Consider the following 17,442-nt stretch of genomic DNA (forward strand, 5'->3'; position numbering starts at 1 on the left):
AACAGAAAGAAATCAAATATCGGAAGAAAAAGCCTGCTTTTCTTCCGATTTGACCTCTATACGTTTGCTTGCTGCTGTTCAGGCTTTTTCTCAAGCTTCAGCTTCTGCCATTCTTTTTCAACCTCATCGGCGTAGTCTAAATGAGCATATGCCCCTTGATCTGCAAATTGTGCATAGCTGCCTGCTTTTGTTTCCATTTCTTCAATACGGTTCTCCATTCGAAGAAACTCTTTATATGCACTTTCACTGTCTACTTTATTGATGGAATTATTCATATGCTGCTTTGCCTGTGCGGCATTGGCTCTTGCAATCAGTGCCTGCTTCTTGTCTTTTATATCACGCAGCTTCGTTTCTAAGTGCTGCAATTGCTCCTTCAGCTCTTTCAATTGTTTCACAGATTGCTGGTAGGCTTCCTGATATTCGTTGTGCTTTTCTTCAAAATACTTCATTTCTGTGAGCGCTTTTCGTGCAAGCTCCTCTTCTCCAGCATGATATGCCAGCTCGGCCTGTTTCTTTCGCTTTTCAGCAAATGCTTCCGTCTCTTCTGCTTTTCGCAGGAAACCTTGCTGAATCGTTTGCTGTTTGATGATGGCATGTTTCGCTTTCGCAACATCATCCTCCATATCACGAACGTATTGATTCAGCATGACACGCGGATTCTCCAATTTATCTAAACCTTCATTGACAGTTGCAACAAACATATCTCTTACTCTTCTTAATACCATTTGATATTCCTCCCTTTATTTTTTCTTTAAAAAGTCTTCCCACTCTTGATCAAAAGACGTATGAATCGGTTCTTCCGTATTAGGTGCCGTGTTTGGCTCCATATAGGCTCTGCTTGATGATTTTTCGGTAGATTCACCATTGATCATCGACCAGCCAAAATAAAGAAGTACCCCTGCAAATGCGATGCCGAGTATAAACGGCAGAAATTGAACGACGATCAATACACCAATGACTGCTAGAATGACACCTAAGGTTTTACTGCCTTTTTCGTATTTTTTAACACCTACATAGATGAGCCCTGCACCAATCAAAACCGGGATCAGACCACCAAATGAACCACCAAAGAAGATGGATAAACCGACAAACAATAAAATTGAACCGATAATGGTTTTACTTGTTATTTTCATCTTCATGCCTCCTTTCTTGCTCCTTGCTTTAACTATAGTCAAAAAAGAAAGCCGGCAAAACGTGTCACAGATTGATCTTTGTTTGCGACTAGAGTCGTAACAATGCTCAGACTAAGCGGCAGAACCTAATAAAAAAGCACTCTTCTATGAAGAGTGCTTTCCTTATTTAGAACGAAACACATCGGCACTTCGTTCATATTCAACATCAGCTTCACCAAGCCGATAATTCACGATTCGAGCGGCTGCAAATAAATAATCGGATAGACGGTTTACGTATGAGAGCGCAACGGCTGGAATCTCCTCCTGTTTTGCAAGCGTCACAATATGCCTCTCGGCTCTTCTGACGACTGTCCGCGCTACATGTAAGAGAGCAGCGCCTTCCTGACCACCCGGTAAAATAAACTTAGTAAGCGGCTCAGCCTCTTCTACATAGACATCCATTCTTTCCTCAAGGACTGTCACAGAGGCTTCTGTTAATTTGCCTTCTTTACGTGGTTTGACTGCTGCCAAATCACCACCGCAGTCAAACAGCTCATGCTGTATAACGATCAGCTCTGACAAAAGGTCCGGAAACAATTCGCCATGCTGCCGTAATTTTGCATGCGCGAGTCCAATAAAGCTATTCGCCTCATCTAACGTACCATACGCCTCTACTCTCACATCATCTTTATCGGCTCTTCCGCCAATCAAGCCTGTTTGGCCCTGATCCCCGGTTTTCGTATAAAGTTTCAACGGTTTGCCCCCTTTTCTACTGCTTTGTCTCTTTAGTATAACCTGAAGTTAAAAAGATGTATTTGTTTTATTATGAAACACTTTTACTGAAAATCACTCCAACCCTCTTATATATGTTGAATGATGAAACATCCCGTTTTATAATGAATGAAAGCGCTTTTTAATTATGAGAGATGGGGTGGGATGTACGTGAGTTTACAAAATAAAGTAGCAATCATTACAGGTGCAAGCAGAGGAATTGGCCGCGCCATTGCGGAGGCACTTGCCTGCGAAGGAGTGCGCGTCGTTCTCAATGGAACGAACGACATGCTGCTGCAAGAGGTTTGCTCCTCACTGAATAAAAAAGAGAAACGAGCCGTTTATGTAGCTGGTGATGCTAGTTTACCAGAGACAGCCTCTTCACTCGTGGAGCAAGCGAAAACACATTTTGGACAGATTGATCTGCTGGTCAACAATGCTGGGATCAATTTACGAAAATCCACAGTCGAGACATCCCTTGATGAGTGGAAACGATTGATTGATATTAATTTGACCGGCACGTTCCTCATGTGCCAAGCGGTCATTCCTGACATGATCAAACAACAAGGCGGAAAGATTATTAATATGAGTTCTACAACTGGCAAAACCCCTCATCACAATGCATCACCTGCATACGGTGCATCAAAGGCAGGCATCAATTATTTAACCATGCATCTTGCCAAAGAATTAGCAGAACACCACATTCATGTGAATGCTGTCTGCCCTGGTCCAATTGAAACAGACATGAGCAAACAGTGGAGCGATGAATACCGGCGTTCGGTTTTAGATAGAATTCCTTTGAAAACGATTGGAACACCAGAACAAGTCGCAAATGTTGTGACATTTTTAGCTTCTGACCAGTCGGATTTTATCACAGGAGAAACCATCAATATGAATGGCGGAACGTATATGAACTAGAAAAAAAGAGCCTCTCTTAAAGGCTCTTTTTCTTTTCATATTGATTTTCTCTCGTACCAGAAAGCATGATGGCCTGTCTAATAGCTTCTTCCATGCTCGCAGCATCAGCTTTTCCTGTTCCTGCGATATCAAATGCTGTCCCATGATCCACACTTGTACGGATAATCGGCAACCCAACTGTAATGTTTACACCCGACTCTAAGCCAAGCACCTTAATCGGTCCGTGCCCTTGATCATGATACATCGCCACAACGATATCAAAGTCACCTCTTACTGCCCTAAAGAACAAGGTATCAGCAGGCAGCGGCCCAAATACTTGAATCCCTTCTTCCTGCGCTAGTTCAACCGCTGGGATGATCTTCTCCTCTTCTTCTCCGTTCCCAAACAATCCATTCTCCCCAGCATGCGGGTTAATCCCGCATACAGCGATTTTAGGAGCAGAGATCCCAGAACGGACGAGTGTATCATGTGCCAGCTTAATCGTCGTGTATACACGCTCAGGATTAATCTTTAAAATGGCATCCATTAATCCAATATGTGTGGTGACATGAACTACCTTTAAGTTAGGGGCCGCCAGCATCATCGCATAATCTTCTGTACCTGTCAGGTCAGCTAAAATTTCTGTATGTCCTGGATACATATGACCTGCCTTATGAAGTGCTTCTTTGTTTAGCGGCGCTGTGCAAATGCCGTCAATTCTACGGTCATTTGCAAGACTAATGGCTTTTTCAAGATATCGGAAAGCAGCATTTCCTGCTTCTTTTGATATGTCCCCAATTGGAATCTCGTTCGTTAAGAGCTTAAGGTCTAAGCACGGAACTGCTCCGGCTTTCACCTGCTCCGCTTCCTCTGGTTCTTTGATACTTACAATCTCCACATCTGTATTCACAAAGTCTTTCGCCCTATTTAATATACTGGTATCTCCGATCACAAATAGAACGGCTTCTTCATGTAAACGCGTTTGCTGAAAAGCTTTTAAAATAATTTCAGGACCAACACCAGCCGCATCTCCCATCGTTACAGCAATGATTGGTTTTGACATTCGACTTCCCCCTCTATCTTTTTCAGCACTTCTACCGCGTGGAGTACTGAATTTTTTTGTCCGTAAGCTCCTGCTTTCGTAACCGCATATAAATTCGTATCAACAAGCTGGCCGAGCGGGATGCCAGGTTCAATTTCTTTCAGCAGCCGAATACCTCCTGCTCCAAGCTCTTGGCAAATCGCCCGCGCTGTATCTCCGCCAGTTAGGAAAAGTCGTCTCATTCCTGATAATGTGACAATGTCTTTTGTGATCATTCCAAGAAAGACGGACAAAGCACTTCCAACCTCTTGTCTTGACAGCCCTTTCTTTTCTCCGTAAACCAGCATCTTTTCAACCATCTCTGGCCGTGCATCTGTGTAAAGGAGAATATCTTCGTTCTGACGCTTACGCAGTTGATCGAGAACTGATTTTCGTTCCCATGCTTCACGGCCGTTTAATACATTCAGCGGGTTCACTTTTATCTCAAAACAATCGTGAGTTTCTCTTAAATAAGCAAACTGCTCATTTGTTTTTTGAGAGGCACTTCCAGATACGATGAGGACAGGTCTCTGTTTTTTAAGGCGAGAAGTATTTCTATGTTTAGCGATATATGCCGATAATGCACCAGCTAGTCCCGCTGAACCGACCCATAGTATTCTTTTATCCATCTTCATAAACACTTCCACAATCCGCCCTAAATCATCACTTGTTTCTGCATCACACACAAACCATTGGTGACCATGCTTCAATAACGATGATACCTCATCATTCATTCCTTTGAGCTCTTCGCCGATTGTTTGTTGAGAAAGGTTTTTTGGTCTGACGTTCGTCTGCTCCTCAATTAAACCTGATATGCTGGATGTCAAAACTGGTGTTTTCGGATCCTTTGCTGCCTCTGACAGATGAACAGGCACTCCTTCCACATAATGTATGCCATTATTGGTTGCTCTTTGTGCATCTGGGTAGGCAGGTGCGATAACCGCCGCATCAAATGGGCCAATATCCATTAGTGCTTGCAGTTCAATTCCTATATTGCCTCTCAATGTTGAATCTATTTTTTTTAAGAAAAGGTGCGATTCATCTTGGAGAAATGGCTGCACCATTTGGCTGACCTCATGGTAGGCGTTCTCTGAAGACATACTTCGTGAATCGGTATCCACAATCAGCACATCCTCTTTATACCTGTCAATGCCTTCAAATGACGGCTGAAACAGTACAGAGGCTGTGAAGCCCGCTTTGACAAATTGAACACCTGTATCGTTGGCACCTGTCAAATCATCCGCCACAATGATTACCTTTTGCTCTAATTTCGCTCCTTTTTTTAATAGATCGTTTGTCATTTAGACACCTCGGCCTCATTACATATTATTCCTTTAGCTTTCTCCATAGCGTCGTACGGTTGATATTCAACCGCTTTGCCGCCTTTGATTGATTCATATTTTCTTCTTCCAGCACCGTTTTGATAATCCGTCTTTCAATTTCATCAAGCGTTCCATTCAAATAGCTGGACAGCTGTTTTTCTTCATTTTCAAAAGCAAGCTGATCAATTGCTGCCTTTGCCTTATTCAACGTGATATATCCACTTTTTGTCGTCAGCACAAGCTCCTCAATGATCCGCTTGAACTGCCTGACATTTTCTCTGAATTTCTGGTGTTGAAAGGCTTCAATCACATCTGCTGACAGCCCAACCACCTGCGTCCCGTAAAGAGAATTTAGTTCCGCAATAAATAACCTGCTCATGTCCTCAATATCTTCTGGCCGTTCAGACAACGGAGGGACATGAATCGTGAGCTCCTGTAAGCCTGTATATAATTCCTCACAAAACGCTCCAGATTGCATCAATTTGAACAAATCCACTTGAGACGCAGCCATCCAGCGAATATTCTGATGATGATGCATCTGCTCGGCAATGAGCTGCTGTATATCCATTGGAACGCTCTCAATATCCTTTAGAAACATCGTCCCTTTTTGATGCAGAGGGATTGATTTTAAATCTTCCGGTTCTATCAAACGTCTGCAATGTACCGTCGTAAAGCTCTCATCTTTCCTCTCGCTCATTTGATGGATGGCAAATGCAAGGCTTGATTTACCAGTTCCTTGTTCACCATAAAGGCAAATCGAGCGCTCCGTTTGGCTAAACGCTTTTGCCCTTTTGATCACATCTTTCATTTTTGGGCTTTGTTCTGTAAAAAGAGCAAATGGATGTTCTGAATGAATAGGCGACGCAAGCGTCCAAATACGAAGACCTTCTTGATTCATCACAGCCGAAGGCCTTTCAATCGTGACAAGCAACTCGCCTTTCGATAGCATGCTTCCTTTGACATGCCACACTTGCTGCTGATGAGATATTTGAGAATAACCATTTTGTTTCCCTTCTCGAATCGCCTTTAGTGCCGGTTCAAGTGCTGGACACCATGTAATCACATCGGCATGAGAAGTAGACGGTGCAAATAATCCTTTTTCTGTCCATTGTTTCATTTGTTGATTCATAAAATGAAGTTTGTTGTGTGGATCGACGATCAGCATGCCTTTTGGCTCTTGATCAATCATTTCACGAAAAAGACGCTGTTCAGCTGTCGCCTCTTTATATAAACGATACATTTGTTTTGCTTGATGAAATGCTTCTTTAACCGATTCACGACCTGATGTAATGAGCATACTCTGCATTCCCAGCTCTTTAGCCGCTTTATCTGTAATGACATCTCCAAGCACAACCTGTGTCCCTTGATCTTGTAATTGTTTTAAGAGATCCCATACCTCTTCCTCTTGCTGCACTGTGTAAATATCAATTTTAATCCCGTATAATTCCCCAATGGTGCGGACACCTTGAGTGATATTTTCAAAACCCACGACCGCTTTTTTACCTTGATAATCTTTTATCAGCGTTAAGGCACGAAGCAAGTCGTACCCTGACACAGGGATATCCACTACTGGGATGTTCACATGTTTTTGAATGAGCGCAGCTGTTCCGCCCCGGCTCATAATGATATCCATCCCTTGAGCTTCTGCTTGTTCTGCGAGAGCAACCCCAGACCTAAGATCTCCGACTACAAGCTGGAATGTGATATTTTTTTCTTCTTTGGCAAGGTCGATTAACACATCTCCCAACCCTTTATACGGCGCAACACCTAACACTTTGATATTCATGAAAAGGACCCCCATTTTTTATCTCTTCATCATGAGACATACCTTGAGGGAGTCCAGCCGATAGAAAATGGGGACAACCCTCCAAACATCAATTATAAATGAAGCAAATGAGGGTTACAATTCACCAGAAGCAGGGCCCTCTTGCAGTTAAGAAGTGCGATTGACCCATTCTTCTGTCACACACACATATTTGATCGCCTGCCGATAATACGTAAACGCAATATGCAGCTTCCCGTCTTTTCCTTCCGTGATGGATGGATAAGAATACTCTCGATTTAGTTTATCCTTTGAATTGTTTGTCATCGCATATCCATCACCCACTTCAAGGTTACGTCTGATAGGCCATGTATTACCATTATCCTCAGAGAGTGCCAAAGTCATTGGTGCACGCGGTGTTCCCCAAAACGCTGGACGTGCTTCTGTATCAACCGCCGTACGCGTATCGCCTTCATCCTCAATTTCATCGTATAAAGAAGCTCTTCTTTCTGTTTGCTCATCCGCATTGATATGATTATAGACAAGGGCAAGATGCCCATTTTGAAGCACTGTGAATTGAATGGATGAATTATTATTGGGCAGCTCCGTCGCCTTTGGCTCAGACCATGTCCGTCCATGATCGTCGGAACGGCTGATATAAATCGAATCAGCAAACCGGCTTCTAAAGAGGGCTATGAGGGACCCGTCTGCACACTTTCCAATATTCATATGAACACAGCCCGTGCTGTTTGGTACAATGACCTCACCCCATGTCTTTCCTTGGTCGGATGAAATTTTCACAGCACTGACATCCCGGTTCCCTGTCCATTTGACGCCTGGAATGGTCTTACAATAGAAGACGGGCAGCAACCAATCTTGATTATCCAGTACAACAATCGGCTGCCGTATAAACGTACCCGGCTGTTCAAACAAAGTATCAATCTCACCCCATGTCTCACCTCTATCCTCTGATAGCCGGTATCTCACGATGGCGGTATCTTGATTCCCAGATAGCTGCGCGGTATACAGCAGCCATAGCCTGCCATTTTCCTCTTGAAACAGAACTGGATTTTGTTCAGAGCGTGCAGGATCGTTAGATAACTTCACTGCCTCTGTCCACTTGTTACTTCCCCGTTTGAGTCTCGACATATAGATTGAGATATCAGGTATTCCCTCCTGCGTTCCGCCAAACCAAACACATAATACATCTCCATTATCCAGCTCAAGTAGATTGGCCGCATGATTTTGCACGCAGTCTGTTGGCAGAAAGGCTTCTTTTCTCTCTGTATCTTGTTCATTTTGTCGCAAAATTCCATCTATTTTCATCACAGTCTCTTCATTTGTCATGACAATTCTCCTTTCAATGATTGATCCTTTTTAGCAGGCGGACTGATAAGTCGATCGATTACCAGCACAAGGAAAGGAATGATAATGGCAATATACATATTATCGATTCCGAACGGATTATCGAGTAAATACCAAACCGTCGTGGTAACACCTGAAGCAGCAAGGCCAATGGTCGCCCCTCTATTTGAATTAAAGTATGGCAAGTAAAAGCCCATTGCTGCTACAACGGCGATCGATGTTCGAAGCGCCCTTGTAAAAAAGGAAAGGGACAGCAGCTCCGGCGCAAGTGCCACTCCGACAAGAGGCACAATTCCAACGAGTACAGCCACATACCTCGTGATTTTCATTCTCTGCTCTGGTGTTGGATTCATTTTCGGTACATAAAAATCATCCATAATTAAGGTTGTCGTCGCAAGCGCGACCGTCGACACACCGACAAAGATGGATGCCACAAGCGATGTTGCCACAATGGCACTCAAAATTGGATTCATATGCTGTAAAAAGACAGGGAAGGCATAAATAGGATCAATGTCTGGATACAAATAATGTGCAGCTACACCGATCACACCAATCGCAATGGCGAGCGGCAAACAAAGCAGAGCTGCATAAAGTGTCGATTTCTTTGCCTCACGCTCACTTTTCGACGAGGTGATTGCTTGAATAATAAACTGCGTAGCAAAGATGGCCCCCATGTTTCCTATAAACCAAGCTCCAATTGTCCCCCATCCAATTGTCCCGTCCCATGTAAAGAAATGATCAGGCATCGTTTGTTTCATCGGTTCAAAGCCTTTTGTTAAATAAAGGGCTACCCCTAGTGTAATTAAAATCCCCGCATACTTCACGATCGAATGAAGGATCGTGACCCATGCTACCCCTTTCATTCCTCCGAATGTAAAATAAAATGTACTCACAACGGCCGTAATGATCGCACAGGTCATTAAAGGAAGCCCTAAAATGGATGCAATAGCAGCTGACCCACTTAAATAGTTTCCTAGATTCACAAGCAGTAATGCAGCAATCATAATAACAGAAACAACTAGCTTCGTTGATTTCCCAAACTTCTGATCGATAATACCTGAAATGGTGTACTGTCCTGTTCGATAAAACTTGCCTACTAAGAAAAATGAAAAGATAAAAAAGGCGATAGCGACGGTCACAATAGACCATGAAGCAGAAAGCCCATGCGTAAAGGCAGATTCTGCTGTTCCAACAGTGGATTTCGTTCCAATGAATTCACTCATGAGCAAAATACCGACTACAATGGCTGGAAGTGACTTAGCAGCATTGTTAAATTCTGAATTGGATTTACTGCGGAAACGCATCGTCAGCCAAGTCGTAAATAGTATATAGAGAATAATGACGATCAAAATAAATGTGATGACAGAACTGCTTAAGACATTCATTTAAAATCCCCCTTTGTGTGCAAGCCGTGTGAAGCAACTTCTCATGTCCCATCCCAATGAAGCATTAAGCGTCAAGCAGTTTCATGTATACCTGTTCAATTTCGGAAACAGACATTGGCTTTGGATTGTTGTCCATTAATCTCTTCACCTCTGAAGCTGCTTGAGCAAGTGCCGGTACATCCTCCTTGGACACGCCAAAAGCTTTGAGCTGCTGTGGAATGTGTAAATCCGCTGTCCATTCTTCAATTTGATGAATCACACGATCTGCAAGCTCCTGCTTTGTGTGAGCTCTCGCTAGTCCTATTGCTCTTGCCACATGTTCAAGCCGATCAATGATATGATCTGCATTAAAAGCAGTGACATGCGGAAGCAGCATGGAATTAGCAACACCATGAGAAATCTTGTATTTCCCCCCTAATGGATAAGCCATGGCGTGAACAGCCGCAGTTCCTGCACTTGTGAGCGCCATTCCCCCATACATTGCACCAACAAGCATATTTTCTCTTGCCTTCATATGATCCCCGTGATGATACGCTTCCTGAATACTTCCTGAAATCAGCCGCATCGATTCCAAGGCAAACATGTCACTGAATGGATTGGCTTTATTTGAAATATAAGATTCAAGCGCATGCGTAAAAGCATCCATACCTGTAGCTGCGGTAATAGATTTCGGCAAGTTGAGTGTAAGTGCAGGATCTAAGATGACAAGGTCTGGCAAAAGATGCGGACTAACCATTCCAATTTTCAGTTCCTTTTCTGGAAAAGTCACAATTGCATTTGGTGTCACCTCAGATCCCGTACCAGAGGTTGTCGGAATTAGAATCGTCGGCACTCCCCTTTTTTCCACAAGGTTTGTGCCAACGAGAGCAGAAATCGGCTGATTGTTTGTCTTAAGAACAGCTAGAATTTTTGCAGCATCAAGGACACTCCCGCCACCAATGCCAATAATGGCGTCATGCTCTCCTTTTAAAAAGGTGTTGAATACGCCCTCGATATTTTCTTCTGTTGGTTCAGGTTTGATTTCTGTACTTATCTCACTTGCTATCCCCTTTTTCGCAAGTTCTCTTTTGATGTGATCTGCATAACCAAGTGATACGATAGATGGCTGCGTTAATATAAAAATGGATGTGAGTCCGCTAAGCCCTAAACTATCTAATTTCTCCCCAAGAAGGTCTAAAGAACCTGCGCCAGATACAATGTGTGATGCCGTCTGAAAGTGATAATGCGTGATCGTCATCTCTTCACTACTCCTTTGCCGCTTTTCCTTGTTTGCGATAGTCTTCAACCATTTGTGCCACAGCTTCCAATGCCTCACCTGACAGCTCTTTTACAGGGCTTCTGGGCGGGCCAACCGGAATTCCATAAAGCTCTGCTGCCTTTTTCAAAGGTGCTGGTAATGTCCCTAAACCGAATGTTGCTCTTAATGGCTGCAGCTGCTTCTGGAAGTGCTCACTTTCGTCAAGCTTCCCTTTTTGAAAAGATTCATAGAGTCCAACGACAGTTTCAGGCAGTACATTTGCAGTTGCTGCGACCGCCCCTGCTCCGCCGAGTTTCAAGGTATCTAAAATGAGTGAGTCCGTACCTGCAAGGACAACAAAATCTTCATCTTTTGTGACATCCAAATATGCCTTGATATTTTCAATGTTTCCACTGCTGTCTTTAATACCTAGCACATTCGGCAGTGCACTGAGCCGCGCAACCGTCTCTGGTGCTAGCGACACTCCTGTTCTAGATGGAATGTTATAAAGCAGAATCGGAATATTCACATTCTCAGATATGTGGCGAAAGTGCTCATACAGCTCTTCTTGGGTTGGTGCAACAAAATAAGGTGTAATGATAGACAGAACATCTACCCCTAGATCTGCCAGTTTATTTGACAGCCTGATGGTTGCCTTCGTACTATTTTCACCTGCTCCAATAAATACCGGCACTCGTCTGCCAACAGCATTCACGACAGTTTCAGCAATTTGAAGCTTTTCTTGCTCTGAAAACAAATGAAACTCTCCATTTGTACCTAAAGCAAAGATGCCGTGTACACCTGAGTCGATCAAACGATTCACTAATTGCGTTGCCACTTCGGGATGAAAATGTTCTTTCTCAGTAAGCGGTGTCAAAATAGCTGGTATAATTCCTTGAATGTTCAAATGATCCTCCCTTTCTTATATGTTGCATTTTTAAACATATTATAAATTAAGCGCTTTCATGTTATTTATTATAAAAGGATTTCGATTAAATTAGCAACACTTTTTTTGATTTTTCACTACAATCCGTCCATTTCTTATACAGCTGTTGATGTTTTCAACAAAAAAAGCGAACCATTTTGGTTCACTTTTGAATGTCTTTCAACGTACCATCCTTTTTATTTCATTATAAAATAGTGATTGAAGATATAGTTTTTAATGCCTAAAATATGATTAAGACAAAATGAAGGAGGATGGTATGAGTAAATTTAGTTTATTTAACAAGTTTTTGGTAAAAGAAGGCGAAAAAGAAAAAATGGTTGATATTCTGTTAGAAGCAGCAGAATCAATGAAGAATTTGGATGAATGTGAAATATATCTTGTGAATATTCCCGAGAATGAACCAAGTTCTGTTTATGTTTATAAAGTGTGGGCAAATGAAGATGCCCATCAAGCGTCTCTAGGTCTCGAAGCTACCCAAACATTAATAAGTCGTGCGAAACCAATTATTACTGGTATGGAAAGAATCAATACTTTAATACCACAAGGCGGAAAGGGCATTTCATCTAATTAGAATTCGACCGTCTTAGATATAAAATTAGAGCTGGCTGTCATTGTGGTAGCTTTTTTTTTATTTAAAGCAAAGATTAAGAACTATTGTCAGGACTACACATTTTAGATATGTATAGTCCTTTTATTTCAACTGTTTTACTCAACTAACCTAAATATAATTGTACATTCACTTTTGAATGTCTTTCAACGTATGAAGAAGCCCTTGCACCTTTTGTCCTAATCTTTCGTGTAAATGGTCAGCATCTTCCGTTTCTTGCGTATTGGGTGCAGCGATGCACAGATGATGGATCGGATAACTTGTTTCTTGCTTGATGATGTGCATAAGCTGCCCCATGAGCTGAACAGCTGCGCCATCTGCTAAAGATCGTTTTAGGATAAGCCAAATGGTCAACGCTTCCTGCTGAAGCATGCCGTAAAGGATCATATCGTCTTCGGCGTCTTCTGCGGCAAATTGTGCTAATCTGTTAGCTTGCTCAAAAAACAGCATATCTTCAGCTGACTCTAGCTGCTCATGAAGCGTCTTCGTCCCCGTTCCAATAGACCTTTTCCAAAAGAACCCGCCGTTTTTCTTATGTGAGGAAAGGATGCGAAGAGGCTGATTAATGGAAAACGTCATTCCTTCTGAGCCATATGTCCTCCAGCCATCCGCTATGTTTACAATTGATGCTTTAGAAGAGGCTGCAGGCTCAACCATCAGCTGAGGGTTTGCCCTAAATGGATGCTGGAGCGGTGTCACATTTGTTTCATACACACGGTTGATTCGTTCAGTGGTCAAGACGTGATGCGGCATTCCTAACATGTCAGTCTTTCCTTCATGAAGCAGCAGCAGCCGATCACAATATAAACTGGCGATGTTCACATCATGGAATACGCCAATGACTGTTAACCTAGAGGAAGCAGTTTCTTCTTTAATTAAATCAAGCAAATCTTTTTGATAGGCTAAATCAAGAAAGCTGGTTGGTTCATCCAGCAATAAATATTCAGGCTGCTGCGCCAATGCCTGTGCCAAATACACACGCTGCTGTTCTCCTCCGCTTAACTCATGGATGGATTGATTCTTAAACTGTGCAACACCCGTTTGTTCCATGACTTTGCTGACGACCTGCACATCTTCTTGCGTGACAGATTGCAGCCACCCTTTTTGATATGGATAACGACCGAATTGGACGGTTTCTTCCACAGTAAATGAAAAAGCTTGGTCCGTTTTCTGCGGCAGAACTGCCATCTTTTGCGCAAGCGCCTTTGGCTGATAGGATTGAACAAGGTGACCGTCAAGGCGTACTTCACCGCTCTTAGGTGATAAAATTCCTGCCATCATTTTAAGCAGGGTCGTCTTACCGCTCCCGTTTGGGCCGAGTATACCGAGAAATTCTCCTTGCTTTACTTCAAGATTAATGCCACGAATGACCTCTTTCTCTCCATATCCACCTCTGATTTCCTTCACTTGAATCATATGTGCGTCCCCCCTCTATATTTACGAATGAGGATGATGCCAAATACAGGTGCACCAATTAACGCAGTAATGATGCCAATCGGTAATTCAGTCGGCTCGATGATGGTACGGGATAACACATCTGCTAATACAAGAAAGGAAGCACCGTTCAGCATAGACAAAGGCAGCAGATGCCGGTGATCCGTGATAGTTAAGAGGCGGATAAAATGTGGAATCACAAGTCCTACAAAACCGATCGTCCCTGATACCGCAACTGCACTTCCAGTCAGGATCGATCCCGCCAGCAGCACAATATATTTGCTCCTTTTCACATGTACACCTAATAACTTTGCCTTCTCCTCGCCATACGTCATCACATTCAAATCTCGCCCCATCAACATTAACGCAAAGGTCCCAATAAGAAAGAAAGGAAGAAAAAGCACAATATAACGCCAGCCCCTCATGGACACACTGCCAAGTAGCCAATGAATGATCTCTTTTAGATCATCACCTGTTAAAGCAATCATCAATGAAATGAGCGCACCCAAAAAAGAGCTGAAAATTACTCCTGTTAAAATTAAAGAAGAGATGCTCATCCCCCGATGAACAAGACGCGCAAAAAAGAGAACGAGACAGAGGGTCACAAGCGCTGTTGTCATACTGAATAATGGCAGTGTGAAACTGCCAAAAAGCGGGAGCTGCAAGCTGAAAAACAGGGTCGCTACGGCTCCAACTGATGCCCCTTGAGATACCCCCAGCGTATAAGGGTCAGCAAGAGGATTTTTTAATAAACCTTGAAAAGCTGAACCAGATAACGCAAGTGCTGCTCCGACTAATGCCGCTAATATGACCCTTGGCAGCCGAATGTTCATCATAATATTGCGATCGATAGAATCAATGGTTCCAAACTGCACGCCGAATAGTTCATGAACAAATATACGAAGAATAGAAGGAATGGGAATCCCTAAGCTTCCAAAGGAGATTCCCATTCCAATGCTCATCACAAGAAGTAAAACACTTAGTGTATATGCGATGGTCAATTTATTTGAACGTATCAGGATAGACGTTTTTCGCAAGAGCCTCGACTCCTTCAACCAATCGCGGTCCCGGTCTTGATGCGAGATCCGTATTCAATTGAAAGACTTGTTTTTCTTTCACTGCTTTCATTGCATTCCAGCCGTCTCTTTTCTTCAAGTCAGCTAAGCTGGAACCATCAATTGTCACAATAACATCAGGATTTCGCTTGATGATCGATTCTTCCGTCATTTGCACCCACCCAGTTTGATCGCCTGCAGCATTTTTGGCATGGATAACAGAAAGCATTTCATCCATAAATGTATTTTTACCAGTTGTATAGATTTCAGGTGCACCTGACACTTCGACAAAGACTGTTTTTTGCTTGTCTTTCGAAATCCCCTCTGCTTGTTTCTTGATGTCATTCAGCTTTGTTTTCATTTCGTCTACAAGCTTTGTTGATGCTTCTTTCACGCCAGCTGCTTCACCGATCATATTGATTGATTTGTACACATCCTTAAAGGACGTTGCATCATTTACAGTCAGCACTTGGATCCCTGCATCTTCAAGCTGTTTAAATCCATCTTTTGATCCCATCTGAGATGCATGTGCTAAGACAAGATCTGGTTTTAAGGAAATGACCTTCTCGACATTGAATTCAAGTCCGCCAATCTTCTCTACCTTTTCGACTTCCTTTGGATAATTGTCAAAGTCTGATCGTCCAACCATTTTATCTCCAAGGCCGAGTGCATAAGCAACCTCCGTATTACTTGGAATTAACGAAACAATTCGTTTAGGCTGTTCTTTGATTTCAACTGTTTTGCCAGCTGCATCTTTTATCGATACTGGAAATGCCGCAGTGGCTGTTTCTTTATTTTGTGACCCTTTTGCTTTGTGATCTGTCTCAGCGCCTGCACATCCTGCTAAAACACCCATCACAAGCAATAACGATAGCCAAATAGCTGTTAACTTTTTCATGAGTGAACCCCCTGTTTATGTACTGCTTAACGAAATCTCTTTCGTCAATTCTTTTCTAATTTCGGGAATATTATACTACAGTGCAGATAGGTTGTATATGTGATTTCTAAAAGCGTCTTTTCTGTTCCTAAAACAAAAAAACAGCCTCTAAAAAGACTGTTTTTCACTCTTCAATGAATTGATTTGTTCTCCATTGATGACGACTTTCTGAAAAGCAGGAGAAACGGCATGCTCTAAAGATAAGGGATACGCCACATCATCTATGACACAATCTTTCATTTTAAAATGTGTCACAGGAGAATGTGCGTATGCGGCTATTTTCACACCATATCGCCCGCCGCTGCTTTTGAGTCCTTCTACTTCAATATGACGTACAACAGGACGGTGCGGACCAGCATCGCCTTCCTCATACATCATGTCGATACAGATCACTTCATGCTTTAGACTTTTCACTGTATTGTTTTTAAAATAAATATGTTCAATGGTGCCGCCTCTGACAGAGTTGGTTTTAATACGCAGTGCCCGGTCAAGGTTCGGACTGTCCATGACATTATCTTCTGCATAAACATACTTTACCCCGCCAGAGATCTCGCTCCCGATCGTCACACCGCCGTGTCCATCCCGCATCTCATTTCTACGAATGACAATGTTTTCAGATGGAATCCCGATTCTCCGTCCATCCTCGTTTCTGCCCGATTTGATGGCAATACAATCATCTCCGTTATCAAAATAACAATCTTCAATGAGTACATTCCGGCATGATTCCGGATTGACACCATCTGTGTTTGGTCCATGCCCAATGATTTTAACGCCGCGGACGATGACGTTATCACTTAACACAGGATGAATTTGCCACATCGGTGAATCCTTCACTGTCACTCCTTCGATTAGCACATGCTGACATTGGTATGGCTGAATAAAGCTCGACCTTAAATAATGACCTTCTCCAAATACCCTTTCTTCTACCGGTATTCTCTTTTCCGCCATTTCAAACAAAAGCTGGCGATCCCGATCCTGAGAGGGCTGGCCATTTGTCCCATACTTCCAAGGCCACCAATGATGCTCATCCCCTCTGCCATCAAGCGTTCCGGCTCCGGTTATAGCGATGTTTTCTGCATGGTGTGCATAAATGAGAGGTGAATAATTATAAAGCTCAACCCCTTCATATCTTGTCAGCACAAGAGGCAAGTAATCCTTTGGGTCTTGGCTGAATGTCACATAGGCTTTCTCATGCAGATGAAGTTCTACATTGCTTTTCAATTCTAAAGCACCTGTCATAAATGTCCCTGCTGGGATCAGCACCCTTCCCCCTTTCAACCGGTGCGCATCATCAATGGCAGACTGAATAGCATTTGTTGAAAGCTCTTGCCCTTCCGCATCTGCTCCATAATGCACCACATTCAATTCACGATCTGGGAACTGCGGTGCTTTTATCTGCTTTAGCACTTGATCAATTCCGTTTACTTTTTTATCTTTCTTCGCTTGCTTTGCTAAACGAGCAATTCCAACTCCAGTTAGTACCGTTCCTGCTGTGATATACATCAAATCCCGTTTTTTAGACACGTACTCA

16 protein-coding genes are annotated in these 17,442 nt (G+C 42.9%); 2 read left to right on the forward strand and 14 right to left on the reverse strand.

What is annotated here, in order from left to right; translation table 11 throughout:
• Positions 1-56: 56 nt before the first annotated feature.
• The 3 genes from liaH to NSS76_RS15665 all read right to left on the reverse strand — a co-directional run bounded on the left by liaH (position 57) and on the right by NSS76_RS15665 (position 1,865).
• Positions 57-725: a stress responsive protein LiaH gene (liaH, locus tag NSS76_RS15655; RefSeq protein ID WP_151862905.1), complete on the reverse strand. Its 669-nt coding sequence runs from the start codon at positions 723-725 to the stop codon at positions 57-59.
• Between the two features lie 15 nt (positions 726-740).
• A complete protein-coding gene (locus NSS76_RS15660) occupies positions 741-1,133 on the reverse strand; it encodes a membrane protein (protein WP_024426019.1) in 393 nt (130 codons plus the stop codon).
• Positions 1,134-1,295: 162 nt separating this feature from the next.
• The gene (locus NSS76_RS15665; RefSeq protein WP_024426020.1) at positions 1,296-1,865 is read right to left on the reverse strand and encodes a cob(I)yrinic acid a,c-diamide adenosyltransferase; all 570 of its coding nucleotides are present in this window, start codon (positions 1,863-1,865) and stop codon (positions 1,296-1,298) included.
• Between the two features lie 189 nt (positions 1,866-2,054).
• Here NSS76_RS15665 and NSS76_RS15670 point away from each other — a divergent pair, with 189 nt between their 5' ends.
• The gene (locus tag NSS76_RS15670; RefSeq protein WP_024423430.1) at positions 2,055-2,801 is read left to right on the forward strand and encodes an SDR family NAD(P)-dependent oxidoreductase; all 747 of its coding nucleotides are present in this window, start codon (positions 2,055-2,057) and stop codon (positions 2,799-2,801) included.
• A 16-nt stretch (positions 2,802-2,817) separates the two neighbouring features.
• On the opposite strand, the gene pdxA is transcribed toward NSS76_RS15670, so the two are convergent.
• The 7 genes from pdxA to dapA all read right to left on the reverse strand — a co-directional run bounded on the left by pdxA (position 2,818) and on the right by dapA (position 11,839).
• Positions 2,818-3,843, reverse strand: coding sequence for a 4-hydroxythreonine-4-phosphate dehydrogenase PdxA (gene pdxA / locus NSS76_RS15675; RefSeq protein WP_024423431.1), 1,026 nt, complete (start codon positions 3,841-3,843; stop codon positions 2,818-2,820).
• A complete protein-coding gene (locus tag NSS76_RS15680) occupies positions 3,819-5,162 on the reverse strand; it encodes a four-carbon acid sugar kinase family protein (RefSeq protein ID WP_122631899.1) in 1,344 nt (447 codons plus the stop codon). The genes pdxA and NSS76_RS15680 overlap by 25 nt, the downstream gene beginning before the upstream one ends.
• Before the next feature lie 25 nt (positions 5,163-5,187).
• Positions 5,188-6,969, reverse strand: a complete 1,782-nt coding sequence (locus NSS76_RS15685; protein ID WP_185853825.1) for a sigma-54-dependent Fis family transcriptional regulator — start codon at positions 6,967-6,969, stop codon at positions 5,188-5,190.
• 147 nt (positions 6,970-7,116) lie between these two features.
• Entirely contained in the window at positions 7,117-8,292 is a 1,176-nt protein-coding gene (locus NSS76_RS15690) for a sialidase family protein (RefSeq protein WP_341082429.1), read from the reverse strand.
• Positions 8,289-9,695, reverse strand: coding sequence for a sodium:solute symporter family protein (locus NSS76_RS15695; RefSeq protein ID WP_120207663.1), 1,407 nt, complete (start codon positions 9,693-9,695; stop codon positions 8,289-8,291). Before NSS76_RS15695 ends, NSS76_RS15690 begins: the two co-directional genes overlap by 4 nt.
• A gap of 64 nt (positions 9,696-9,759) precedes the next feature.
• Entirely contained in the window at positions 9,760-10,932 is a 1,173-nt protein-coding gene (locus tag NSS76_RS15700; protein WP_073207397.1) for an iron-containing alcohol dehydrogenase, read from the reverse strand.
• Positions 10,933-10,939: 7 nt separating this feature from the next.
• Positions 10,940-11,839 (reverse strand): 4-hydroxy-tetrahydrodipicolinate synthase, encoded by a 900-nt coding sequence (dapA, locus tag NSS76_RS15705; protein ID WP_073207400.1) that lies wholly within the window; start codon positions 11,837-11,839, stop codon positions 10,940-10,942.
• A gap of 295 nt (positions 11,840-12,134) precedes the next feature.
• Here dapA and NSS76_RS15710 point away from each other — a divergent pair, with 295 nt between their 5' ends.
• Positions 12,135-12,449 carry a putative quinol monooxygenase gene (locus tag NSS76_RS15710; protein WP_281236964.1) on the forward strand — a complete coding sequence of 105 codons (315 nt, stop codon included), beginning with the start codon at positions 12,135-12,137 and terminating at the stop codon, positions 12,447-12,449.
• A 165-nt stretch (positions 12,450-12,614) separates the two neighbouring features.
• Here NSS76_RS15710 and NSS76_RS15715 read toward each other — a convergent pair whose 3' ends face one another.
• From NSS76_RS15715 to NSS76_RS15730, 4 genes are all read right to left on the reverse strand, one after another.
• On the reverse strand, positions 12,615-13,901 hold the full coding sequence (locus NSS76_RS15715) for a heme ABC transporter ATP-binding protein (protein WP_281236963.1): 1,287 nt from the start codon (positions 13,899-13,901) through the stop codon (positions 12,615-12,617).
• Entirely contained in the window at positions 13,898-14,956 is a 1,059-nt protein-coding gene (locus tag NSS76_RS15720) for a FecCD family ABC transporter permease (RefSeq protein ID WP_073207405.1), read from the reverse strand. The genes NSS76_RS15715 and NSS76_RS15720 overlap by 4 nt, the downstream gene beginning before the upstream one ends.
• Positions 14,922-15,872, reverse strand: a complete 951-nt coding sequence (locus tag NSS76_RS15725; protein WP_024426031.1) for an ABC transporter substrate-binding protein — start codon at positions 15,870-15,872, stop codon at positions 14,922-14,924. Before NSS76_RS15725 ends, NSS76_RS15720 begins: the two co-directional genes overlap by 35 nt.
• A 147-nt stretch (positions 15,873-16,019) precedes the next feature.
• Entirely contained in the window at positions 16,020-17,435 is a 1,416-nt protein-coding gene (locus NSS76_RS15730; protein ID WP_073207408.1) for a glycoside hydrolase family 28 protein, read from the reverse strand.
• Positions 17,436-17,442: the final 7 nt, after the last annotated feature.

The organism is Bacillus sp. FSL R5-0654 (genome assembly GCF_038008745.1).
Classification (GTDB): Bacteria; Bacillota; Bacilli; order Bacillales; family Bacillaceae; genus Bacillus; species Bacillus safensis.

Coding starts and splice junctions, on each gene's coding strand:
- liaH (WP_151862905.1), bottom strand. CDS start 725: ATGGTATTAAGAAGAGTAAGAGATATGTTTGTTGCAACTGTCAATGAA.
- NSS76_RS15660 (WP_024426019.1), bottom strand. CDS start 1,133: ATGAAAATAACAAGTAAAACCATTATCGGTTCAATTTTATTGTTTGTC.
- pdxA (WP_024423431.1), bottom strand. CDS start 3,843: ATGTCAAAACCAATCATTGCTGTAACGATGGGAGATGCGGCTGGTGTT.
- NSS76_RS15680 (WP_122631899.1), bottom strand. CDS start 5,162: ATGACAAACGATCTATTAAAAAAAGGAGCGAAATTAGAGCAAAAGGTA.
- NSS76_RS15685 (WP_185853825.1), bottom strand. CDS start 6,969: ATGAATATCAAAGTGTTAGGTGTTGCGCCGTATAAAGGGTTGGGAGAT.
- NSS76_RS15690 (WP_341082429.1), bottom strand. CDS start 8,292: ATGACAAATGAAGAGACTGTGATGAAAATAGATGGAATTTTGCGACAA.
- NSS76_RS15695 (WP_120207663.1), bottom strand. CDS start 9,695: ATGAATGTCTTAAGCAGTTCTGTCATCACATTTATTTTGATCGTCATT.
- NSS76_RS15700 (WP_073207397.1), bottom strand. CDS start 10,932: ATGACGATCACGCATTATCACTTTCAGACGGCATCACACATTGTATCT.
- NSS76_RS15710 (WP_281236964.1), top strand. CDS start 12,135: ATGAGTAAATTTAGTTTATTTAACAAGTTTTTGGTAAAAGAAGGCGAA.
- NSS76_RS15715 (WP_281236963.1), bottom strand. CDS start 13,901: ATGATTCAAGTGAAGGAAATCAGAGGTGGATATGGAGAGAAAGAGGTC.
- NSS76_RS15725 (WP_024426031.1), bottom strand. CDS start 15,872: ATGAAAAAGTTAACAGCTATTTGGCTATCGTTATTGCTTGTGATGGGT.